The following is a 22,106-nucleotide window of genomic DNA, read 5'->3' as shown; positions in this document are numbered from 1 at the left end:
TTTAGGCACGGTGGTAGCGTAGTGGGGTCCGGCGGCGCGTTTTTGCTTGCCACCACACCTCGGAATAACTGAGAGGCTCCCCACCCTCCATGCAGCAACGTGCGAAAGACACCCGCCTTTCCGTCATTGAAGGCGCCGCCCATGTCTTCGCAGAAGTTGGATACGGCAACGCAAGCCTGAGCGACATCACCAAGCGTGCCGGAGTGACCAAGGGAGCACTGTACTTCCACTTCACGTCCAAGCGGGAGCTCGCCTTGGCCGTCATCCAGGAGCAGCATGCGTTGGTCCTCGCGGCGGGTGCTGGCATTGTGGCCTCAAGCATGCCTGCCCTGGAGAAGATCATTGCGCTCTGCAGGATGTTTGGCAGGCAATTGCTGGACGAAGCGATTGTCCAGGGCGGAATCCGCCTGACGTTCGAAGCATCCGCGTTTGATGCCGATATCTCGGGCCCCTACCAGGACTGGATTGAAACGGTGGAGCAACTGCTTCGCAAAGCCCAGGACGAGGGGACCGTTCGGACCATGCTGGATCCCGCCGCCTTTGCCCGCTACCTGGTTGCTTCCTTCACCGGAGTCCAGATGGTTTCCAACGTCCTCAATGCCCGCTCGGACGTACTTCGCCGCATTGACGAGATGTGGGAATTCATGCTGCCAGCCATCGAAGCGGATGCTGGCGCCTAGCAGGTCGCAGCCAGGGCGAAAGCCACACAAAAAAGGCCCTGCCCTTCTTCATCACGAAGAAGGGCAGAACCTCAAGAGTGGAGCTGAGGGGACTCGAACCCCTGACCCCCTGCATGCCATGCAGGTGCGCTACCAGCTGCGCCACAGCCCCATATCCTTGCTGCTTCAAAGCTGTTCACGCCGAAGCAACTCAAATATCTTAGAACAGCGATTCCGAAAATTCCAAATCGGGCATATTCGGATGCCGGCCCATGTTTAGAGTTCTGATTCCCCTGCTGGCGCGGCCTTTGCCGAGGCGTCATCCCCGAGTTCAAGGTCAACTACAGGGCAGTCCTTCCAAAGGCGCTCCAGCGCGTAGAAAACACGGTCCTCGGCATGCTGGACGTGGATGACGATGTCAGCGTAGTCCAAAAGCACCCAGCGGCCCTCGGATCGTCCTTCACGACGCACCGGGCGAAGGTCCTGCTTCATCAGCTCTTCCTCGATGCCATCAACGATTGCGTTGACCTGGCGTTCTGTGGGCGCAGAGGCAATGAGGAAGATGTCAGTCAGGGCCAGACGTTCGCTGACATCGAGGGCAACGATGTCCTCTGCCAGTTTGTCGGCCGCAGCACGCGCGGCGTGACGGGCGAGGGTGATGGATTGTTCATGTGCAGACACGGGGACTCCTTGTTGTGGCCAGTGGCCTGTAAATGGCGTTAGCCGGGTTCTAGCGAAACTAGCCGCTGGTGATCATGATGATGCCGACGATGAGCGCGAGAACACCCAACGCCAGAACGCCGAGCTGCAGCAGCCTGTTGCGCTGTGCCCGGGCCAAGCCGGCCGTGTTGGCGTCCAGGGGGTCAAGCCCATAGGCCGCACTGGCAGAAACCGGCGGGCGTTGCGTTTCTTCAAGCTGTTCGTCGACGGCGACAGGCCGCTTCCGCGCGTTCCTTGCCACAGCCTCGGCACGCGCGAGAACACCCGAACGGCCACGTGTGCCCTTTCCGCTGGCCGGGGCCTTCGCGCTATCAAGCGTGGGACCCGACGACGTCACGAGCGGCACGAACGTGGTGCTGGGACGCTTCATGACCGGGCGTTCAATGCCCGGAACCTTGACGAACTCCAGCGGCGTGACCATGGCAAGGTTGTTGGCAGTGGACGGGCCGACCGAGGCTGCAGCTGGCACCTTTGCTTCGGCTTGGTTCTGTTCGGCAAGCTTCTGCTTGGCCGCGGCCCGCTTGTTCAACACAGCAGCACGCTCGGCAAGGGCAATCTGCTGGGCGAGGACTTCTGGATCGACAGCCAGTGGATCTTGCTCGGCAATGTGCTCAAGCTTGGCGGTTTGATTCTGGACCTGGGCAGCAATCAGTTCACGTACCGCGAGTGCCTGCTCCACAGACATTTCAGATTCTGCGGTACCAGCGCTGGCTGCCGAATCGTCGTCGGAACCCTTGGCGCCCGCATCTTGCGCTGGGGCGGCCTTGGCAGCAACCGGTTTGTCAGTCGGTTCATCGGCTGGCTTTCCGGAAGGTATGGGAACAATGGGGTTGGCAGACGTGGCTACTTCTGCCTGGAGTTGCTGCAGGCGAAGCTGCCGACGTGTTGGTGGGCCGCCGCCGGAGAGCTGCTCTTCCTTGTCTGCCAGCTCCTTGATGGTGCGCAAGGCTGCGCGGTCGCGGGCGCGGATCTGGGAGGAGCGCTCCTGCGCGGCGGCACCCACTGCGTCTACGGGCGCGTCAGCAGCACGGCGATTACGACCAGTTACAGCATTTTCCGCTGCGTCCACTACCTGGGGTGGTGTAGCTTCCGCCTGCGGCTCTTGATTCTCTTCGCGGGCGCGGCGAAGCTCACGCCTGCTGCGGATGGGTCGCTGTTCCTGGCTGCTCATTCAAAACTCATTCAGTACGTGCTTGGTCGTCTGATCCGGATAGTGCGGGGGCCAGCTCCCCTGTCCCTGGCCGCGCGCTCCCGGAGTGCGCGGCGTATAGACCATATTTGGCGATGTACTGCACCACGCCATCGGGCACGAGGTACCAGACGGGGTTCCCGGCACCTACCCGGGTTCGGCAATCCGTTGAAGAAATCGCCATAGCTGGAACTTCCAGGAGGCTGACGTCTTCCCTGCCCATGCCGTCCAGTTCGTGGCCAGGGCGCGTGACACCAACGAAGTGCGCCAAAGACCAGAGTTCGTCAACGTCTTTCCAGGACAGAATCTGGGCCAAGGCGTCGGCGCCGGTGATGAAGAACAGATCAGCGTCGGGTCGCTGGGCCCTTAGATCGCGCAGGGTGTCGATGGTGTAAGTGGGTCCGGGGCGGTCAACATCAACCCGGCTCACCGTGAACCTCGGGTTTGACGCCGTGGCGATCACGGTCATCAAGTAGCGATGCTCGGGTTTGCTGACCTGCTTGCTGGACTTCTGCCAAGGTTGGCCGGTAGGCACGAAAACGACTTCGTCGAGATCGAACTTGGCGGCAACCTCACTTGCAGCCACAAGGTGGCCGTGATGGATGGGATCAAAAGTTCCACCCATCACGCCCAGCCGGAGCCTGCGCTCCGACTCCCCGCGCGGAGTTGCGGCGATAATGTTAGTGGCCCTGCTTGTGGGTGTGCTTGTTCGGGTGCTGGCGGTGCGGGTCCGAGTGCTCTTCGACAGCCTCGTGACGGTTGCCGAGGTTGGTGTAGGAGAGAGCAACGAACATCAAAACCAGCAGGAGAGCAAACATGCTGACTCCGAAGACCCACGGCTCGGCCCAGAGCGGGGCGGGCGCTTCGTGGCCGCCTTCTGTTTGGGCTGCTATGGACGTGGCGATCTGCTGAAACAGCATCTTCTCCCCTAGTTGGTTCTCAAGGATTTTCGACGGCGGGACTCCCCGCCGTTCCGGACTTCTGTTCTATGTTACCGCGTAGCTAGCCGCGGATCTGGCCTTCGCCCTGGACGATCCACTTGGTAGTGGTCAGTTCCGTAAGGCCCATGGGCCCGCGGGCGTGCAGCTTTTGGGTGGAAATGCCCACTTCTGCTCCGAGCCCGAGCTCACCGCCGTCGGTGAAACGCGTGGAAGCATTGACGATGACGGCGGCCGAGTCGATTTCAGCGATGAATCTTTCGGCGTTGGCCAGGTTGTTCGTCAGGATCGCTTCGGTATGTCCAGTGGTCCACTTCCGGATGTGATTAACGGCATCATCAAGGTTGTCCACCATGGCCACAGCGAGGTCCAGGTCCATGTACTCGGTGGCCCAATCGTCGTCGTCGGCCGGAACGGTTTCCACGTCCTTGCCCAAGGCAGCGGCGATTCGGTCATCCACGTGGAGCGTGACTCCGGCAGAGCGGAGTGCGGCTGCAACGGCAGGCAACGCGGTGGAGCCCGAGTGAACGAGGAGGGTCTCGACGGTGTTGCAGACACTGGGACGCTGTGTCTTGGCATTCAAAAGAATGTCAACGGCCATCTCTTCGTTTGCTGATTCGTCGATGAAGATATGCACGTTGCCTTCACCGGTTTCAATAACGGGCACGGCAGAGTTGGTCACGACAGTCTGGATAAGGTCCCGTCCGCCGCGGGGAATCAGGACGTCAACGCGGCCACGGGCACGCATGAGCACGTTGGCGCCCTCACGGCCGTACTGGTCCACGGTCTGCACGGCATCGGCAGGCAGGCCTACCGAGTCCAGAGCTTCGCGAAGGATCTGCACCAAGGCCTCGTTGGTGTTCGCAGCTGCTGAACCGCCGCGCAGGATGACGGCGTTCCCGCTCTTGAGTGCCAGTCCGGCAATATCCACCGTGACGTTGGGGCGCGCTTCATAAATAGCGGCAACAACGCCCATGGGAACATTGACCTGGCGCAGGCGCAAGCCGTTGGGAAGGGTCTGGCCGCGGACTACGTTTCCGACAGGATCCGGCAGGCCAGCCAGGTTCTCCAAAGCCGCAACCAAGCCATCAATGCGCGCAGCTGTAAGTGTCAGCCGGTCCAGGAGTGCGGCAGACGTACCATTGGCGCGGCCTGCGGCGACGTCCTTCGCGTTTGCGTCCAGCACGTGCTTCCGGCGCTCCTGAAGGGCGGTCCCGATGGCACGCAGGGCGCTATCCTTCCATGCCCGGTTGGCCTGTCCCATGCGTCGGGCAGCCTTGCGGGAGCGGTCTGCAATGGCGTATACCGCGGTTTGGACGTCCTCCGGTGACAACGGAACGCCGCCTGCCACAGGGGTCTCCGGCGTCGGGCCGGCGGCACCGGTAACGTCGGAAATCACAGGGGCGTCAGGGGTCAGCGCTTCAGTCATGTTCCAAGTTTAGATGAGCGGACGGCCTGAAGGAGTACGAGGTCGTCAACATGAACAACTTCGCGGTCGTAACCCCTGCCCATCGCCTGTCCGAGCTCCTGTGTGCTGCGACCAAGCATGCGGGGAAGCTCTTCCGAGGAATAGTTCACCAGACCACGCGCCACGACGGTCCCGTCCAAGGCCACCATTTCCACGGGGTCACCTGCTTCAAAATCACCGCTGATGTCCGAAATGCCCGCAGGAAGGAGTGACCTGTGCCGGTCGCGCACGGCTTTCACCGCGCCGTCATCGAGCATCAAGCGCCCGTGAACCGTTGCCAGATGGGCCAACCACAACAGGCGAACGGGCTTGCGGTTGCCGTTCACGGCGAACCACGTTCCCACGTCCTCCCCCGCAAGGGCTGCCGCAGCGTTCGCCGTGGACGTCACCAAGGCGTGGATGCCCGAGCCCGCCGCGATGGAAGCGGCTTCCACCTTGGTCATCATGCCGCCGGTGCCCACACCTGCTTTGCCCGCCTTGCCAATGGTCACGTCTTCGAGGTCCTGGGGACCGCGAACCAAGGCGATCCGCTTGGCCCCATGGGAGGGCGGACCGTCATAGAGGGCGTCGACGTCGGAGAGCAACACGAGCGCGTCGGCGCGGACCAGGTGGGCCACCAAAGCCGCGAGGCGATCATTGTCGCCAAAGCGGATCTCGTGGGTCGCGACGGTGTCGTTCTCATTCACGACCGGAACGACACCAAGATTCAGCAAGCGATCCAGGGCCCGGAACGCGTTGGTGTGCTGCGTCCTGCGCATGAGGTCATCAGCCGTCAGCAGGACCTGGCTGACCGTGACGCCGTGAGCGCTGAAAGCTTGCGTATAGCGCGCCATCAAGAGGCCCTGCCCCACGCTTGCCGCGGCTTGCTGCGTCGCAAGATCCTTCGGGCGCTTGGCCAGCCCCAGGGGAGCAAGGCCGGCTGCAATAGCACCCGAAGAAACCAGGATGATTTCAGTGCCTGCGTTTCGCTTGTCCGCCAACGCATTAACCAGCGACGTCAGCGATTTCTCGGAGATGCCACCCTTGATACTGGTCAACGAGGACGAGCCCACTTTGACCACAATCCTCTTGGCGGTGGCCAGGGCCTGGCGTTCAAGAACCTCTTCGTTCGGAATTTCGACGGTCCTAGTCGTCATCACCGGTATCCAGGGTGCCTTCCGTCACAGGCTGCGCACGACGGCGGCTGACGGACTCAGTCCAGATGCCTGCCTTGCGCTCGGCTTCCAATTCGGCGCGGGCAGCAGCCTTGGCTTCGCGGCGCTCAAGCTGTTCATCGCGCTTCTGTGAACGCGTGGGACGGTCGCCGATGTCGGCGACGCGGATGTCGGTACCGCGGGGAGTAGCCAGCAGTTCGGCACCGGCCATCATGGTGGGCTCCCAGTCGAAGACCACGCCATCGTCCTCACCGATGACCACGGTATCGCCAGGCTTGGCACCAACCTTGAAAAGCTCATTCTCGACGCCAAGCTTGGCCAGACGATCAGCCAGGTAGCCAATGGCTTCCTCGTTGGTGAAATCGGTCTGCTTGACCCAGCGGACAGGCTTCTCGCCAAGGACGCGGAACAACGGTTCGAGATTCTTTTCCTCGCGGCGGATGCGGAAGCCGCTCTCGTTGACGGCGCGGGGACGAAGGACAGGCGGGGCAATCTTGGGAGGCGCAGTCTCAACGGCGTCCCGTGCAGCCTTGACGATCTCCGCCATGGCGAAGCCAAGCTGGCGCAGGCCTTCATGGCTGGTGGCCGAGACTTCGAAGACCCGGTAGCCGCGTGATTCGAGTTCCGGACGAACGAACTCAGCCATGTCCTTGCCGTCAGGGAGGTCCACCTTGTTCAGGACAACAAGCTTGGGGCGTTCGTTCAACGGCACAACTTCGCCGTCGACGCCGGCATAGCTCATGTCAACGGCGTACTTTTCCAGTTCCGCCTCGATGATGGCCAAATCGGAGAGGGGATCACGGTCCGATTCCAAAGTGCCGCAGTCCAGGACGTGAACCAGTGCTGCGCAGCGCTCGACGTGGCGCAGGAAGTTGTGGCCAAGGCCCTTGCCCTCGCTGGCGCCCTCGATCAGTCCGGGAACATCGGCGATGGTGAAGCGGATGTCGCCGGCCTGGACGACGCCAAGGTTGGGAATGAGGGTGGTGAACGGGTAATCGGCAATCTTGGGCCGGGCAGCTGACATCGCTGCAATGAGGCTGGACTTTCCAGCTGAAGGGAATCCGACCAAGGCGATATCGGCGATGGACTTCAGCTCCAGGACGATGTCACTGGATTCGCCCTCGATGCCAAGCAGCGCAAAGCCTGGCGCGCGGCGCTTCTGGGAGGAAAGTGAGGCGTTTCCGAGGCCTCCCTGGCCACCTGCAGCCGCAACATACTCCGTGCCCTCGCCAACGAGGTCGGCCAGGACTTCGCCGTCCTTGGTCTTCACCACAGTGCCGTCCGGCACGGGAAGGATCAAGGTTTCGCCGTTCTTGCCGCCGCGCCAATCGCCCATGCCAGGGCCACCGTTGGTGGCATGGCGGTGGGGGGCGTGGTGATAATCCAGCAGGGTGGTGGTCTGCGCAGACACCCGAAGGATGACGTCGCCACCATTGCCACCATTGCCACCGTCAGGCCCGCCTAGCGGCTTGAACTTTTCGCGCTTAACAGAGACACAGCCGTGGCCGCCGGTTCCGCCGGATACGTGCAGGACTACCCGGTCTACAAAGCTCGCCACGTGAATCTCCTCTTGCTGTTGCCAGCGCTGTTGCATAAATCAGAGCGCCATAGACGCCCTAATCGATTGTAATGCGGTTAAAAGAACGGTGGAGCGGGCCGTTTGGCCCGCTCCACCGGTTCAGAACTTGTTGTTACTCTGCAGCTGCAGCAGCAACGATGTTCACTACGCGACGGCCGCGGCGAGTACCAAACTCAACCGCACCGGCCTCGAGTGCGAACAGGGTGTCGTCGCCACCGCGGCCGACGCCTGCACCGGGGTGGAAGTGGGTTCCACGCTGGCGAACGATGATCTCGCCTGCGGAAACTACCTGGCCACCGAACCGCTTGACGCCGAGGCGCTGTGCGTTGGAGTCACGACCGTTGCGAGTGGAGCTCGCGCCTTTTTTGTGTGCCATGTGAAATGCCTGCCTCTAAATTTCTGGGGAAACTGAAAATCTGAACAGAGTAACGAAAGTTACTTGATGCTCGTGATCTTGATCTTGGTCAGTTCCTGACGGTGACCCTGGCGCTTCTTGTAGCCGGTCTTGTTCTTGAACTTCTGGATGACGATCTTGGGACCGCGAAGGTCCTCAAGGATCTCAGCCGTGACCGTGACCTTGGCCAGGTCCGCAGCAGCGGACGTGACCTTGTCGCCGTCAACCAGGAGCAAGGCGGGCAGCTCAAGAGTGCTGCCGGCTCCACCGGGGACGCGGTTAAGCGTTACGTAGTCTCCAACGGAAACTTTTTCTTGGCGGCCGCCTGCGCGGACAATCGCGTACACCACTTGGGTACTCACTTCTCTCGACGTTTCTTACTAAATTTGCGTGCGGAACCTTGAACCGGAATCAGGCTTGGTTCGCGCTGTGCCTCAACGCCGTGGACTTCTGATCGAAGCCCGCGAGTCATCCCATGAACAATTCCAAGGGGCATAACCCAAGTGTTGGCGTAAGCACCGAAGATCAAGATTACGCTAGTTTGACCTTCAGCTGCAAATGAGGCCGCGTCCGGAGGCTATCGGGTGACTTGCATCACCAGTTGTAACGGACTCTCCCGGCACCGTGCCCATACAGCCTACAGGGTTTGTGGAGGAATACTGCGATTTGGCCGACGACGCGCTGGATTTTTGTGGAATTGCCCAGCCGCCAACCCCGGAAGCCCTGCTCAGGCGAAGAGCCGGGGTGCATCAAAGAAGGCTGTCTCGTAGCGGCAAGACTGGGCGAAGGCCTCAACCATGGCCCCGCGCTCCTGGGCGGAGGCGCTAATTGCCGCGGCATCAGTAAAGTCGATCGCCTTCCGGGTTGCGGCAGCAAACTCCTCGTCCGCGTACGTCGTCAGCCAGGCGGCGTACGGGTGCTCGCTGGGGGCGCCGGCGTCCACATAGGCGGCGTGGAGTTGCTGTCCTACCTCCGCATACAGCCAATAGCAGGGCAGGATTGCCGCCAGCAACACGGCGTAACTGCCGGAGGCTGATGTGGCCAGCAGGTGGTCCACGTACGACCTTGTCACGGGTCCGGTCTGTGTTGAGGCCGAGCGCGTGCTCAGCCAGTTCCGATGGAGCTCGGACTCCACTTCAAGGCAGAGTTGCGATGACTTCGCCCAGAAGAGCTGCTCTTCTTCAGTGGGGGCAAGTGCGCCTGCGCGCGCCAAAACCCGGGAGTAGCCGTTCAGGTAAATGGCGTCCTGGGCCAGGTAGTAGTTGAACTCGGGCTCCGGGAGCCGCCCGGACTGCAGGCCTTGGATGAAGGCGAGACCGTAAATCGCATCCAATTCCGGCGCAGCTTCGGCCCACAGCCGCGCGGCAAAGTCGCCGGATTTCCCGGATTTCCCAGCATGATTCAGCGCTGGCTCCATGTGGTGGAAGTGGTGGACCGGCCCGCTACCCTTACCTACCTTCAGCCCGTCGGCCGCCGCGAGGGCCTGCAGCAGCCACGGCTTTACCTCGCGGAGAGACGCCTCCCAGTCGCCGGTACGGGCTTGGACCGTGGCCAACGCCGAGGAGAGCGAGCACCCCGTTCCGTGGCTGTTCCTGGTATCAACGCGGGGCCCAGGCACCTCGATGACGTCCTGTCGCAGCAAACCGCTCGTATTGACCAGCGCATCGGGGCAGTCGTTTCCTGCCAAGTGGCCGCCCTTTACCAAAACCGTCGTTCCACACTCAGCAGCCAGGCGTTTACCCTGGTCAAGCGCCGTAGCCCAGTCGGGGGCTTCGGGCTCCCCCAGCAACATCGCCAGCTCGGGAAGGTTTGGGGTGACGAGATCCGCCAACGGCAGGAGGCTGCGCAGCGCAGTTTCAGCGGTCTCCCGCAGAAGGCGGTCGCCGCTGGTGGCCACCATCACGGGGTCAAGGACCACGACGGCGGGACGCACCTCTTCGAGCCAACTGCGGACTTCGTCGATGACGGCCGCATCACCCAACATCCCGATCTTGACCGCATCAATCTCAATATCGCTGCTGATCGCGTCCAGTTGCTGACGCAGGAACTCGACGGGCGGAACATGGACTGCACTGACGCCCAACGTGTTTTGGGCCGTCAAAGCCGTGATGGCAGCCATGCCATAGCCCCCGTGCGCTGCGATGCTCTTCAAGTCTGCCTGGATTCCGGCGCCGCCAGAAGGATCCGAGCCGGCAATGCTGAGCACCCTCGGATGTGGCCGGGCCGGGACTGCTCCCATACCCGCGGCGTAGACAGGGTAGACAGCGGAATTCGACGATGAAGCCATGGTGGACATCCCTTCGCCGGTGCTAACCGGACAGGTTCAACGGGTTTGGATCTCAGCCTGGCCCGTGCCCGGCACCCCGTGTCAGTTTCCTAGCGTAGCCCGGAAGCCCCTCGCCCCGGGAACCGGACAGCTTCGGGGAATCGATGTGACTGGCGGGCAACGAAAGAGCCCCGCAGTATCCGCCGTAAACGGATGCTGCGGGACTCTTTGGTTGCTTAGTGACTGGTTGCCCTGCTTACAACTCTGAAGCGGGAACTCCCACCCCAAGGATGATGGGTTCGTCCGCTACCTTCTTTTTGGCGGGCTCTTCCGCTGCCGGCGCCTTGGCCTCATGGGCAGATCCGCCTGCGGCAGCAGCAGTTACCTCGCGGTGTTCCACACTGGTTTCGTTTGCGGCACCCTGCGCCCTGCTGGCACTGCGGTTCCTCCGGCCACGACGACCACGGGAACGCAACGAATGATCGTGCTCATCGGTAATGCCAGCAGAAGCATTGGCAGGGGAAACGGCGGAAGCAGCCGCAGGTTCGGAAACCGAAGCCGTGGCCTCTTCCTCCGCAGCAGGTGCGGCACCAAGGTGCGAGAACGCCTCGGCCAGCAGGTCCAGGCTCATGGCCGGCTTGCCAGCAGTTGGTTCCTCATGGTGTTCCACAAACGGAAGAGCCACTTCTTCGCCACCGAAACGCAGAACAGGAGTGGCGCGCGCTTCCCGAACCGCAGCCTCATGACTGGCGGTATCAGGTGCAGCCGGAACGCCAGCCTCGCCGCTTGCAGCCTCAGGTGCAGATCCATCGGTGTGACCCTGCTGGCCTGCTGCACGGGCCTGCTCCTCCGCGCGGTGAACCTCGTCATCGTGCAGGTGGGCGGCATGTGCTGCAGCGGCGATCGTGGCAAGAGCTGCCCTGGTCGCCTCAGCCTTCGCCTGGCGGACCGGGTCCACGGACTCCGTGGTCGCAGGAGCTGCGGGGGCGGCCGGCGTGCTGTGGACTGTAGGAGGCACTTCGGCCATTGCCGGTCCCCCACCCTTGCCACGGCGGCGCTTACGATCAGTGCGTGCAGCAGGCTGTTGGGGTTCGACGTGCGGGCGGTGATGCTCGGCAGCAACGACGTTGGCGCGTCGGTGCTCCACCGGCTCATCATGGGTGACGACACCCCGTCCGGCACAGTGCTCGCACTGCTCACCAAAGACCTCGAGCAGGCCGGTGCCCATGCGTTTGCGCGTCATCTGCACCAGGCCCAGCGATGTCACTTCGGCCACTTGGTGTTTGGTGCGGTCACGACCCAGGCATTCCACCATTCGGCGGAGCACCAGGTCACGGTTCGATTCGAGGACCATGTCAATGAAGTCGATGACGATGATGCCACCGATATCGCGCAGGCGCAGCTGGCGAACAACTTCCTCGGCTGCTTCAAGGTTGTTCTTGGTGACGGTTTCTTCCAGGTTTCCGCCGCTGCCGGTGAACTTACCTGTGTTGACGTCCACCACAGTCATGGCTTCGGTGCGGTCGATGACAAGGGAACCACCAGACGGCAGGAAAACCTTGCGTTCCAGCGCCTTGTGGATCTGTTCGTCGATCCGCCAGGCAGCAAAAATGTCCTGGTCCTTGGTCCACTTCTCGAGGCGGCCCACCAAATCAGGAGCAACGTAGGTGACGTAAGCCTCGATGGTGTCCCAGGCGTCGTCGCCGGAAACGATCAACTTGGAGAAGTCTTCGTTGAAGACATCCCGGACAACCTTGATGGTGAGGTCGGGTTCTCCGTAGAGCAGTTCCGGAGCAAGCACCTTGGTGGAGGACGCCTGCCCTTCAATGCCTTCCCACTGCGCGCGCAGACGGTTGATATCGTGCGTCAGTTCTTCCTCGGAAGCACCTTCAGCGGCTGTGCGCACAATGACGCCGGCGTTCTCCGGCAATCGATCCTTGAGGATGCGCTTGAGGCGGTTGCGTTCGACGTCAGGCAGTTTGCGCGAGATACCGGTCATGGAACCGCCCGGCACGTACACAAGGTAGCGGCCCGGGAGGGAAATCTGGCTGGTAAGGCGGGCGCCCTTGTGGCCGACGGGGTCCTTGGTGACCTGTACCAGGACGGAATCGCCGGACTTCAACGCATTCTCGATCCGGCGCGGCTGGCCCTCAAGGTTCACTGCGTCCCAGTTCACTTCGCCGGCATACAACACCGCGTTCCGGCCACGTCCGATGTCAACAAAAGCAGCCTCCATGGAAGGCAGAACATTCTGGACCTTGCCCAGGTACACGTTGCCGATGAGGGAGTCCTGCTGGGTCTTGGACACAAAGTGCTCGGCCAAGACGCCGTCTTCAAGGACCGCGATCTGGATTCTGTCATCGCGCTGGCGGACGATCATCTGGCGATCCACGGACTCGCGGCGGGCAAGGAACTCAGCCTCGGTAATCACCTGGCGGCGACGTCCGGTCTCGCGGGATTCGCGGCGGCGCTGCTTCTTGGCCTCAAGCCTGGTGGAACCCTTAACGCTGGTAACGCGGTTTGACGGGGCCGTCTCAGTGATCGGGCGGGGCGCGCGGACACGGGTCACCGTGTTGGGCGGGTCATCGTCAGAGCCGCCAGTCAGTTCGAGATCCTGGTCACCCCTGCGGCGACGGCGACGACGACGCGACGTGACGCCCTCTTCGAGCGCTTCCGCTGCCGGAGCTTCTTCTTCGTCCTCAGTCTCAGTGCCGTCCTCGGCATCGGACTCGTCGCGTTCGTTTCCGCGCCGACCACGGCGGCCACGGCTCCGGCGACGACGACGGCTGCTGGAATCCTCCAGCTCCTCGGTTGTCCCCGTTTCCGGAGTTTCTTCAGCCTCTTCGGCCTTTTCCTCGACGGCCGGACGTGCCACGGTGCTGAGGTCAGGGGCCTGGAAGATCATGGACGTAATGGAGACCGGCTCCAGGAACAAAGACGTTGAACCGGGGGCGGACTCCTCGGCAGCTTCGGCCTCTTCCTCGGCGGGAATGGTGCCTTCTACAGAAGCGTCCGGCGTGGGCTGGGACGCGGCATCCGGCGTCGTGATTTCTTCGGTGGTTTCCACGGCGGCAGAGGCTGCAGGCGTCTCAGCGGCCGTTGCGTCAGCTGCGTTTACGTCCTTGGGCTTGGTAGTCCGACGACGGCGGACCGGCTTTTCAGGGGCAGGTTCGACATCGGTTTCCGGCTGGGACGCTACCCCGGCCTGGTCATCAAAACCGGGGAGCGGCTCGGCAGGCACTGTTGTCTTGCGCGCGCGGCTGCGGCGTGCCGGCGCCTTCACGGCTGCTTCGGTGGGTTCAGTACCGGTGGCTTCTTCGGCAGCTTCCTCAGAAGCGACGGCTTCTTCGGTACCGGCTGTTTCGACCACCTTGGGCGCAGCCTTGCGCCGTGTCCGGGTGGTCTTTTTGGGCGCTTCCGCAGTTTCCGCGGTAGCTGCCTCTTCATTAACGGCTACAACCTGGTCATTATCCATATGTGGCAACACTCCTGCCCCAGCGACGCCGCCACATCCGGCGCCCAGTGGGGCAATTATTTGTCAAAACCCTCAGGCGTTGACAGAAGTCGGTAGTATTCCTTCCGGTTCGCACCATCATTGGGGTGCGGCAGCCCTGGAAGGCCGGTGGCTTTGCTCTGAAACCCGTTGTTCTGCTGCCACAACCAGGTGCCGTCCATTGTCATGGCGGGCATGCCGAGGATCACGTGATCCGGGCAGGCCCTGCTCATACTGGCGGTCTTGGGAACAAGTCACCGGACCGGATTCCGAATGTGGATCGGCTTCCGGCCATGTTCATTCTCTCACACCCCTGCACATTCGAAGCGTAGGAGACTGTGTCGCACGGTGGGGAAAGTGCCTGTACAAGCTGGGGACCATGTCCAGCCTCCGGCGTTACAATCCTCACAAGAGCCGTTCCCGGACCGGCCGGGTCATTGTCGAAAAGGATTGCGTCCGCGATGCCAAGCACCGCCAGGGGAAACCTGGCCAATCAAGCCTCCACCCCTGCAGGTGGAAAGATCACCGAGCCAGGATTGCAGCGGGCGGCCCTGCCTGATTCCCTGCCTAGGGCCGTGCAGAACAAGCCATTTGCGTGGCTCCTGCTGATCACCGGCGTCGTCGGCTGGCTGGCTTCCGGGGCATTGGTCCTTGAGAAGCTGGCAGTGCTCAAAGACCCCAACCACATCACGCTCTGCGATGTGAATCCGTGGGTTTCCTGCGGAGCCGTGATGCAGACACCGCAAAGCTCCGTTTTCGGGTTCCCCAACATGTTCATCGGGATCGTTGCCTTTGCGGTGATCATCACCACTGCCATGGGACTCCTGGCCGGGGCCAAGTATTCACGCAGTTACTGGCTGGGCTTGCAGGCAGGTGTAACCCTTGGATTCGTTTTTGTTGTGTGGTTGTGGTCTCAGGCCCTGTACGTCATCAACGTGCTGTGCCCGTACTGCATGGTGGTGTGGGCAGTCATGATTCCCATGTTCGTCTGGGTGACCATCCGCAACATCTCCCATGGAGTCATCAAAGCCCCGCCAGCGCTGGCCAAGATCCTGGGTGACTCCGGATGGATCATTGTGGCACTGCTGTACGTAGCTGTGATCGCCACGATCTTCTTCGCCTTCATCCACGTCTTCGCCGGTACCTCGGGCTACTAAAACAACTCCGCGAGATGACAGTTAAGGCCAATGTTCATGGTGAACATTGGCCTTAACTGTTATCTCGGCGAGGGCGTCGTTAGCCCGCGAACCAGATCTTGATCTCACGCTCGGCGGAGTCAACGGAGTCCGAGCCGTGCACGAGGTTCTGCTGGACTGCCAGGCCCCAGTCCCGCCCGAAGTCGCCTCGGATGGTGCCCGGCGCGGCAGTGGTGGGGTCGGTAGTGCCCGCCAAGGAGCGGAAGCCTTCGATCACGCGGTGGCCTTCGAAGACAGCGGCGATGACCGGGCCACTGAGCATGAATTCCACCAGTGGTTCGTAGAACGGCTTGCCCACGTGTTCTTCGTAGTGCTGCTCCAGCAGCTCGCGGGTCGCGTTGACCTTCTTCAGCTCAGCCAAGGCGTAGCCCTTGGCTTCGATCCGGGCGAGGATGCTTCCGCTGAGGTTGCGGGCGACGCCGTCGGGCTTGATCAGGACAAGGGTCCGTTCAATGCTCACAGTTGCTCCAATGTGATGGGCGGGTGGGTTTCCCAGCCAGTTTACGGGGTTTCCGGACCTGCCCCGTCACTGTGCGTTGCATCCCATTCAGCCTGTTCCCGGTCCCGTTGAGCCACTTCACGGTCGATCCGCATCCCCGTCCGGATTCCGTACCACCAGCAGATGGCGAAGAGGACGCCCACGATGAACATCATGGGCTCGGCGATCCCAGTCAGGATCAACAGGAGCTGCAGCCCCCAGCCCAGGCCGATTCCCCAGGGCTTGGACAACACGGCACAGGCCAGAACGAGGACTACGCTGAGCGTGATGCCGACGCCCAGGATGATTCCAGGAGGCACTTCGCCACGCTTTAAGCCAAAGACCACCAACGTGCCGAAGAAGGCTACGAAGGCTTCAAGCAACAGCACGGTGGATGCAAACATCACCTTGGTGGACCGGCGCTTTTTGGGCATCCCGGGGCGCCATTCACGCTGGGCCTTGGTCAGCTTTGCCACGGTCAGGCACCTTCCTTGCCAAGGAGGATGCGTGCCTCGGCCACCAGAGTGATGGAGCCGGTGACCAGGACGCCGCAGGAAAGGTCATCATTGGACTCGGCGCGTTCAACGGCCCACTCCAGGGCATCATCAAGTTTCTCGGCGATGTGGACGTTGTCCTCGCCAAAGCCAAGATCGACGGCGAGTTCGGCCAGTTCCGCTGCAGGGACGGCCCGCAGCGAGTTGGACTGGGTGAAGCAGAACTCCTCGGCCAGGTCTCCGAGCTGCTCCTTCAGGGTCTTCAGGATCTCCTCGGCATCCTTCTCCCGGAGTACTCCCACGACCACCACGAGCTTGCCGAAGCTGAAGGCCTCATGGATGGCCTCCGCAGAGACACGGATCCCTTCGGGGTTGTGGGCGGCATCCACCACGATGGTCGGTGCTGTCCGCACCACTTCCAGGCGGCCGGGGGACGTCACATTGCCGAAGGCTTCTTTCAAGACATCTATATCGAGCTCTTTCTCTCCTCCACCGAAGAACGCCTCCAATGCCGCTACAGCAACGGCCGCATTCTCTGCCTGATGCGCACCATGCAGAGGCAGCAGGAGGTCCTCGTAGCGACCCGCCAGGCCTTGGACGGTCAGCACTTGTCCGCCCACCGCAACGCTGCGCGACTCCACACCAAACTCAACACCCTCGAAGCGGAACGGGACGTCCACCTCGCGGGCCTTTTCCAGCAGGACCTGGGCAGCGTCCACCGGCTGGGCCGCGCTCACCAGGAAACCACCCGGTTTGATGATCCCGGCCTTCTCATAGGCGATGTCCTCGGTGGTGTCGCCCAGGAGATCCGTGTGGTCCAGGGAGATCGGCGTGATGACAGAGACTTGGCCATCGCCCACATTGGTGGCATCCGTAATGCCGCCGAGACCAACTTCCATGACCGCCACATCCACCGGCTGGTCAGCGAAAATCGCGAAGCCAAGGATCGTCACGCACTCAAAGTATGTGAGCCGGGGCTGGTTCTCAGCTATGAGCTCGTTGTCCACGATTTCCAGGTACGGACGGATCTCGTCCCAGATCCGAACAAACGTCGCATCTGATACGGGCTCACCATCAATGCTGATGCGCTCGGTGACTTTTGAAAGGTGCGGGCTGGTGTAACGGCCTGTGCTCAACCCGTGTGCACGAAGCCCGGCCTCAATCATGCGGGCCGTGGAGGTCTTGCCGTTGGTTCCCGTGATGTGGATGATCGGGAAAGCCTTGTTGGGCTCCCCCAGCACGTCCATGGCCCTGAAAAGTGGTGCCAACCGGGGTTCCATCTTGTTTTCAGGTGCACGGCCAAGAAGTTCGGCGTACACGCTTTCCACTGAGAATTCGTCAGTCATAATTCAGGCCCCTGCCTTTGCTACGGTGACGCGCGGTTCCTCGGCGCTGGAGAGAAGAACTTCCAATTCCAGGGACAGCGTCTCGGTCTTGACGAGCTCAGCGTTGGCTTCCAAGGCATCAACAACGTCCTGCTGTGCCTGGACAGACGTGCGGATGCGGTCGCTGACATTCAGTCCAGCATCCTTGCGTGCTTGCTGGATGGAACGAACCATGTCACGGGCAAGTCCTTCCGCAGCAAGCTCAGGAGTGACTTCGGTGTTCAGGACGACGAATCCCCCACCCGGCAGCACCGAGACGGCCTTCCGGGCGGCAGCACCGCCGTCGGACGTTTCTCCGACCACAGTCTCCAGGCTGTATTCATGCGGCTCAAGCTCGAGTCCCCCGGCCACCACCGCGCCTGAATCGTTCACGGACCAGTCGCCTGACTTGGACCCCTTGATGGCCTGCTGCACGTTCTTGCCCAGGCGCGGACCGGCAGCCCGGGCGTTGACCACCAGTTTCTGCTCGATGCCGAATTCCTCCGGCGAAGCCGAAGCAGCGTCCAGCAAACGTACCGAGCGAAGGTTCAGTTCATCAGCGACGACGGCGGCGAAGCCTTCCAGCGCATCTGCACCAGGTGCCACCACAGTCAGTTCCTGGAGCGGCAGGCGGACCCGCAGGTTAGCGGCCTTGCGCAGGCTCGAACCGGTGGAGCAGATCTGCTGCACGCGGTCCATCGCTTCAACCAGTTGCGGGTTGGACGGGAACAGCGAAGCATCAGGCCAGTCAGCCAGGTGCACAGAGCGGCCGCCTGTCAGCCCGCGCCAGATCTCCTCGGTCACCAGCGGCAGCAAGGAAGCCGAAACGCGGCACACAGCTTCGAGGGCGGTGTACAAGGCGTCAAAGGCATCAACATTCTCGTCGAAGAAGCGCTGGCGGCTGCGACGAACGTACCAGTTGGTGAGCATATCCAGGTAGCTGCGCAGTTCATCGCAGGCCCCGGAGATGTCGTAGCTGTCCAGGCTGGCAGTGATGTTCCGGACCAGGTCTCCTGTGTTGGCTAGGAGGTATTGGTCCATCGTGTCGGAGTAGCCGTCATAGCGCAGCTTTGCCTCATAGCCCGAACCGCCGTTCGAAGCGTTCGTGTACAGCGTGAAGAAGCTGTAAACATTCCACAGCGGCAAGATGACCTGGCGGACGCCGTCGCGGATGCCTTGCTCGGTAACCACCAAGTTGCCGCCGCGAAGGATCGGGCTGGACATGAGGAACCAGCGCATGGCGTCGGAGCCGTCACGGTCCAGGACCTCGGAAACGTCCGGATAGTTCCGCAGGCTCTTGGACATTTTTTGGCCGTCGGAGCCCAAGACGATGCCGTGGCTGATGACGTTGCGGAAAGCGGGACGGTCAAACAGCGCCGTGGACAGGATGTGAAGCATGTAGAACCAGCCACGGGTCTGGCCGATGTACTCCACGATGAAGTCCGCAGGGTTGTGGGTGTCGAACCATTCCTCGTTCTGGAACGGGTAGTGCACCTGACCGTAGGGCATCGAGCCGGAGTCGAACCAGACGTCCAGGACGTCTTCGACGCGGCGCATGGTGGATTGCCCCTCAGCCGGCGTACGGGGGTCGTCCGGGTTGGGGCGCGTCAGCTCATCGATGAACGGCCTGTGCAGGTCCACTTGTCCTTCGTTGTTGACCGGCAGACGGCCGAAGTCCGCTTCAATGTCAGCCAGCGAGCCGTAAACGTCAGTCCGCGGGTACTCGGGGTCATCGGACTGCCATACGGGAATCGGCGAACCCCAATAGCGGTTACGACTGATGGACCAGTCCCGGGCGTTCTCCAGCCACTTGCCGAACTGGCCATCCTTGACGTTGCCGGGGATCCAGTTGATCTCCTGGTTCAGTTCGGACATGCGGTCCTTGAACTTGGTGACCTCGACGTACCAGGACGATACGGCCCGGTAGATCAGCGGGTTCCGGCAACGCCAGCAGTGCGGGTAGCTGTGCTCGTAGCTGGCCTGGCGGACCAGGCGGCCGTCCGCGCGGAGGACCTGGGTGATGGGCTTGTTGGCATCGAAGACCTGCAGGCCCACAATGGAGGCCAGTTCTCCGTGCGCAAACAACGGCAGGAACTTCGCGCCCTCGTCCACGGACAGGACAACGGGGATGCCGGCGTCTTCACAGACCTTCTGGTCATCCTCGCCGTAGGCAGGCGCCTGGTGCACGATACCCGTACCGTCTGTGGTGGTGACGTAGTCCGCCACCAGGAAGCGCCAGGCGTTTTGGGTGCCGTACTTCTCAGCATCGGCGAAGTCGTTCCACAACGGCTCGTACTCAAGGCCCGCCAACTCGGCGCCTGTGTGCTTGGAAACAACGGCGGAAGTTGCGGCCTCTGCGTCGTCGTACCCCAAATCCTTGGCGTAGGTCCCCACGAGGTCAGCGGCCAGAAGGAAGCTGCCCGAGACCGGCGCTTCGGCAGAAGCAGCCTTGACGCCATTCGGGCCGGCGGGCAGGACGGCGTAAGAAATCCCAGGCCCGACGGCGAGCGCCAGGTTGGTGGGCAGCGTCCAGGGCGTAGTGGTCCAGGCCAGGGCCTGGACGCCTGCGAGCGCCTGTGAGAGTTCAGACGAACCGGCTTTGATGGGGAACGTCACCGTGACGGTCTGGTCCTGGCGGTTCTTGTAGACGTCGTCGTCCATGCGGAGTTCATGGTTGGAGAGCGGGGTCTCGTCCTTCCAGCAGTAGGGGAGCACGCGGTACCCGTTATAGGTGAGGCCCTTCTCATGCAACTGCTTGAAGGCCCACAGCACTGATTCCATGTACTCGACGTTGAGTGTCTTGTAATCGTTGTCGAAGTCCACCCAGCGGGCCTGGCGGGTGACGTAGGCCTTCCATTCGTTGGCGTACTTCATCACGGAGGCGCGGCAGGCGTCGTTGAATTTATCGATGCCCATGGCTTCGATCTGGGTCTTGTCAGTCATGCCCAGCTGCTTCATGGCTTCCAATTCAGCGGGGAGCCCGTGGGTGTCCCAGCCGAAGCGGCGTTCCACGCGCTTTCCGCGCTGCGTTTGGTAGCGCCCTACAAGGTCTTTGGCGTAACCAGTGAGGAGGTGGCCGTAGTGCGGGAGGCCGTTGGCGAAGGGAGGGCCATCGTAGAAGACGAATTCGTTGCTGCCGTCTTTGCCTGCATCACGCTGGTCGATGCTTGCCTGGAAGGTGCCGTCTTCATCCCAGTACTTGAGGATGCGCTCTTCGATTTCCGGGAACTTCACGGAAGCGGACACGCCGTGCGTGCCTGAAGGAGACGCTGAGGCCTTGGGGTAGTGGGTCATCTCATATCCTGTGATAGCTGGTTGACTGTCAGGATGCGAGGACGGCTTCAGTGTTTGCTGTTGCCGCGGTACCACCTCACTTACCGGATCCATGGCGCCCTTGGTGGGGGCACGGCCGGTTCCGGCCTCTCATTACTGCTGTGACGGGCTTACCCGTCCGGTTCTACTGGGCGCTTGGCACCTTTGCGGTGGTCAGTGCTGTTCTTCCGGAAGCTCACCGGTGATGGCCGGGTCAAAGCTGGTCTCCCAAGTCTAGCGGCAGGAGAGCCCGGTGCTCCACTCGCAGGATCATCCTTCGGGTGGATCAGCTGGATGCCCTCGGCTGCATAGACTCGACCCCATGACCAACCCCGCCGCTGTCCTTCCAGCCGCACACCCGGTAAAACGCTGGTTGAGTGGCCAGGCATCCCCAATTTGGTCGGTGCTGGCCCTGCTCTTGGTGTTGCCGGTGGCAGGAATGTCCCTGTTCAGGGCGGTCCCCACGGAGTGGACGCTGGTGGTTGTTCAACTGTTGTCGTTCACCCCGTGGATGGCGCTGCCCTCGGCCCTGGCGATGGTCCTTGCGTTGGTGGGGCGTCGCCTATGGGTCATCATCACGACGGCGGCCCTGCTGGCTCTCCAGCTGTTCTGGCTGTTTCCGCTTGACACTGGAAGGGAAACCGTTCCTGCCGGGACCGTGACTGTTTCCCTGAAGGTGATGAGCCTCAACACTGAATATGGTGAGGCTGACGCCAGCGCCATCGTAAAGCTGGTCCGGGACAACGGTGTTCAGCTCTTGACCCTCCAGGAACATACGCAGGGGCTGGAAGACCGTCTGCGCTCCGAGGGTCTGGAGTCGTTACTGCCGAACCTTCTGAGCGAACCCAACGACGACGCTTCCGGTGGCGCCGTGTATTCCGTGTTTCCTTTGCAGCCGGAGGGCCTTCTGCCTGATACACCGTTCCGGATGGACGTCACGCGGGTCCTCATCACAGATCCGGTCAGCATCACCGATCCGGGCACTTCCAAGGCCACGTTGAACCTCACGAACGTTCATGCTCTGCCCCCGGTTGATGAGCGGATCCAGCAGTGGCGCAGCGACCTCGTCCAGGTTGCCCGACAGGCCTCCCGGCCGGGACATCACCTGCTGATGGGCGACTACAACTCCACCTACGATCACTCCGAGTTCCGTGCATTGCTTGATCCTGCCCTGGGCGGTGGGCAGGACGGGAAAAAGCTCGTCGACGTCGGAACAGCCTCAGGCGGGCGGTTCTCTCCCACTTGGCCAATGGAGGGACCACCTCTTCCGGGAATCGTGATCGACCATATGGTTACCTCGCCCCGGATCAGCAGCAGCGGCTACGGAGTCCACCAGGTTTCCGGTTCTGACCATGCGGCCATTGTGGCAACGCTGATTATTCCCGCCAGCTAGTACGCCCTG

At 62.0% G+C, this 22,106-nt stretch carries 18 protein-coding genes, 1 tRNA gene and 1 riboswitch; of the genes, 3 read left to right on the top strand and 16 right to left on the bottom strand.

All coding sequences use genetic code 11. The features are described from left to right. Positions 1-89: 89 nt before the first annotated feature. A complete protein-coding gene (locus tag AC1DD5_RS18355) occupies positions 90-680 on the top strand; it encodes a ScbR family autoregulator-binding transcription factor (RefSeq protein WP_442018414.1) in 591 nt (196 codons plus the stop codon). 78 nt (positions 681-758) lie between these two features. Here the strand turns inward: AC1DD5_RS18355 and AC1DD5_RS18350 are convergent. The 12 genes from AC1DD5_RS18350 to AC1DD5_RS18295 all read right to left on the bottom strand — a co-directional run bounded on the left by AC1DD5_RS18350 (position 759) and on the right by AC1DD5_RS18295 (position 13,842). After that, positions 759-831: transfer RNA gene (locus tag AC1DD5_RS18350), tRNA-Ala, on the bottom strand. Positions 832-935: 104 nt separating this feature from the next. Next, the gene (gene rsfS / locus AC1DD5_RS18345) at positions 936-1,340 is read right to left on the bottom strand and encodes a ribosome silencing factor (protein ID WP_442006133.1); all 405 of its coding nucleotides are present in this window, start codon (positions 1,338-1,340) and stop codon (positions 936-938) included. A gap of 58 nt (positions 1,341-1,398) precedes the next feature. Then, positions 1,399-2,550, bottom strand: a complete 1,152-nt coding sequence (locus AC1DD5_RS18340) for a hypothetical protein (RefSeq protein WP_477522357.1) — start codon at positions 2,548-2,550, stop codon at positions 1,399-1,401. A gap of 7 nt (positions 2,551-2,557) precedes the next feature. Then, a complete protein-coding gene (nadD, locus tag AC1DD5_RS18335; RefSeq protein ID WP_477522386.1) occupies positions 2,558-3,244 on the bottom strand; it encodes a nicotinate-nucleotide adenylyltransferase in 687 nt (228 codons plus the stop codon). A 4-nt stretch (positions 3,245-3,248) separates the two neighbouring features. Further along, positions 3,249-3,488, bottom strand: a complete 240-nt coding sequence (locus AC1DD5_RS18330) for a hypothetical protein (RefSeq protein ID WP_224090660.1) — start codon at positions 3,486-3,488, stop codon at positions 3,249-3,251. 82 nt (positions 3,489-3,570) lie between these two features. After that, positions 3,571-4,935, bottom strand: coding sequence for a glutamate-5-semialdehyde dehydrogenase (locus AC1DD5_RS18325; protein ID WP_477522356.1), 1,365 nt, complete (start codon positions 4,933-4,935; stop codon positions 3,571-3,573). After that, positions 4,932-6,110 (bottom strand): glutamate 5-kinase, encoded by a 1,179-nt coding sequence (gene proB / locus AC1DD5_RS18320; protein WP_442018411.1) that lies wholly within the window; start codon positions 6,108-6,110, stop codon positions 4,932-4,934. The genes AC1DD5_RS18325 and proB overlap by 4 nt, the downstream gene beginning before the upstream one ends. After that, complete coding sequence (gene obgE, locus AC1DD5_RS18315; protein ID WP_477522355.1) at positions 6,100-7,686, bottom strand: GTPase ObgE; 1,587 nt, start codon at positions 7,684-7,686, stop codon at positions 6,100-6,102. Before obgE ends, proB begins: the two co-directional genes overlap by 11 nt. A gap of 133 nt (positions 7,687-7,819) precedes the next feature. After that, positions 7,820-8,083, bottom strand: a complete 264-nt coding sequence (gene rpmA / locus AC1DD5_RS18310) for a 50S ribosomal protein L27 (protein WP_021470683.1) — start codon at positions 8,081-8,083, stop codon at positions 7,820-7,822. Between the two features lie 59 nt (positions 8,084-8,142). Beyond that, complete coding sequence (gene rplU, locus AC1DD5_RS18305; protein ID WP_216925647.1) at positions 8,143-8,451, bottom strand: 50S ribosomal protein L21; 309 nt, start codon at positions 8,449-8,451, stop codon at positions 8,143-8,145. Between the two features lie 377 nt (positions 8,452-8,828). Continuing rightward, a complete protein-coding gene (locus tag AC1DD5_RS18300) occupies positions 8,829-10,388 on the bottom strand; it encodes a bifunctional hydroxymethylpyrimidine kinase/phosphomethylpyrimidine kinase (protein ID WP_477522354.1) in 1,560 nt (519 codons plus the stop codon). Further along, a riboswitch (TPP riboswitch) is annotated at positions 10,380-10,477 on the bottom strand. (Overlaps the previous gene by 9 nt.) Positions 10,478-10,623: 146 nt before the next feature. Continuing rightward, the gene (locus tag AC1DD5_RS18295; protein WP_477522353.1) at positions 10,624-13,842 is read right to left on the bottom strand and encodes an Rne/Rng family ribonuclease; all 3,219 of its coding nucleotides are present in this window, start codon (positions 13,840-13,842) and stop codon (positions 10,624-10,626) included. 479 nt (positions 13,843-14,321) lie between these two features. On the opposite strand from AC1DD5_RS18295, the gene AC1DD5_RS18290 reads away from it, so the two are divergent. After that, complete coding sequence (locus AC1DD5_RS18290) at positions 14,322-15,017, top strand: vitamin K epoxide reductase family protein (protein WP_477522352.1); 696 nt, start codon at positions 14,322-14,324, stop codon at positions 15,015-15,017. A 79-nt stretch (positions 15,018-15,096) separates the two neighbouring features. Here the strand turns inward: AC1DD5_RS18290 and ndk are convergent, their stop codons facing one another. The 4 genes from ndk to ileS are packed head-to-tail and all read right to left on the bottom strand — an operon-like array spanning position 15,097 to position 20,686. Beyond that, a complete protein-coding gene (gene ndk / locus AC1DD5_RS18285) occupies positions 15,097-15,516 on the bottom strand; it encodes a nucleoside-diphosphate kinase (RefSeq protein WP_216925485.1) in 420 nt (139 codons plus the stop codon). Between the two features lie 41 nt (positions 15,517-15,557). Continuing rightward, entirely contained in the window at positions 15,558-16,010 is a 453-nt protein-coding gene (locus AC1DD5_RS18280; RefSeq protein WP_477522351.1) for a DUF4233 domain-containing protein, read from the bottom strand. A 2-nt stretch (positions 16,011-16,012) separates the two neighbouring features. Continuing rightward, complete coding sequence (locus AC1DD5_RS18275; RefSeq protein WP_477522350.1) at positions 16,013-17,374, bottom strand: bifunctional folylpolyglutamate synthase/dihydrofolate synthase; 1,362 nt, start codon at positions 17,372-17,374, stop codon at positions 16,013-16,015. A 3-nt stretch (positions 17,375-17,377) separates the two neighbouring features. Then, entirely contained in the window at positions 17,378-20,686 is a 3,309-nt protein-coding gene (gene ileS / locus AC1DD5_RS18270; protein WP_477522349.1) for an isoleucine--tRNA ligase, read from the bottom strand. 340 nt (positions 20,687-21,026) lie between these two features. Between ileS and AC1DD5_RS18265 the strand changes: the two genes are divergently transcribed. Then, positions 21,027-22,097 (top strand): endonuclease/exonuclease/phosphatase family protein, encoded by a 1,071-nt coding sequence (locus tag AC1DD5_RS18265; RefSeq protein WP_477522348.1) that lies wholly within the window; start codon positions 21,027-21,029, stop codon positions 22,095-22,097. Positions 22,098-22,106 lie beyond the last annotated feature (9 nt).

It is taken from the genome of Paenarthrobacter sp. 10L420 (genome assembly GCF_056395385.1).
The sequence above is the reverse complement of the archived record's forward strand: the minus strand, read 5'-3'. Positions and strand labels throughout refer to the sequence as shown.

Bases quoted from the DNA above. Each gene is read 5' to 3' on its own strand.
- AC1DD5_RS18355 (WP_442018414.1), top strand. From the start codon at position 90: ATGCAGCAACGTGCGAAAGACACCCGCCTTTCCGTCATTGAAGGCGCC.
- AC1DD5_RS18340 (WP_477522357.1), bottom strand. From the start codon at position 2,550: ATGAGCAGCCAGGAACAGCGACCCATCCGCAGCAGGCGTGAGCTTCGC.
- AC1DD5_RS18330 (WP_224090660.1), bottom strand. From the start codon at position 3,488: ATGCTGTTTCAGCAGATCGCCACGTCCATAGCAGCCCAAACAGAAGGC.
- AC1DD5_RS18325 (WP_477522356.1), bottom strand. From the start codon at position 4,935: ATGACTGAAGCGCTGACCCCTGACGCCCCTGTGATTTCCGACGTTACC.
- proB (WP_442018411.1), bottom strand. From the start codon at position 6,110: ATGACGACTAGGACCGTCGAAATTCCGAACGAAGAGGTTCTTGAACGC.
- rpmA (WP_021470683.1), bottom strand. From the start codon at position 8,083: ATGGCACACAAAAAAGGCGCGAGCTCCACTCGCAACGGTCGTGACTCC.
- AC1DD5_RS18300 (WP_477522354.1), bottom strand. From the start codon at position 10,388: ATGGCTTCATCGTCGAATTCCGCTGTCTACCCTGTCTACGCCGCGGGT.
- AC1DD5_RS18295 (WP_477522353.1), bottom strand. From the start codon at position 13,842: ATGGATAATGACCAGGTTGTAGCCGTTAATGAAGAGGCAGCTACCGCG.
- AC1DD5_RS18290 (WP_477522352.1), top strand. From the start codon at position 14,322: ATGCCAAGCACCGCCAGGGGAAACCTGGCCAATCAAGCCTCCACCCCT.
- AC1DD5_RS18275 (WP_477522350.1), bottom strand. From the start codon at position 17,374: ATGACTGACGAATTCTCAGTGGAAAGCGTGTACGCCGAACTTCTTGGC.
- ileS (WP_477522349.1), bottom strand. From the start codon at position 20,686: ATGACCCACTACCCCAAGGCCTCAGCGTCTCCTTCAGGCACGCACGGC.
- AC1DD5_RS18265 (WP_477522348.1), top strand. From the start codon at position 21,027: ATGACCAACCCCGCCGCTGTCCTTCCAGCCGCACACCCGGTAAAACGC.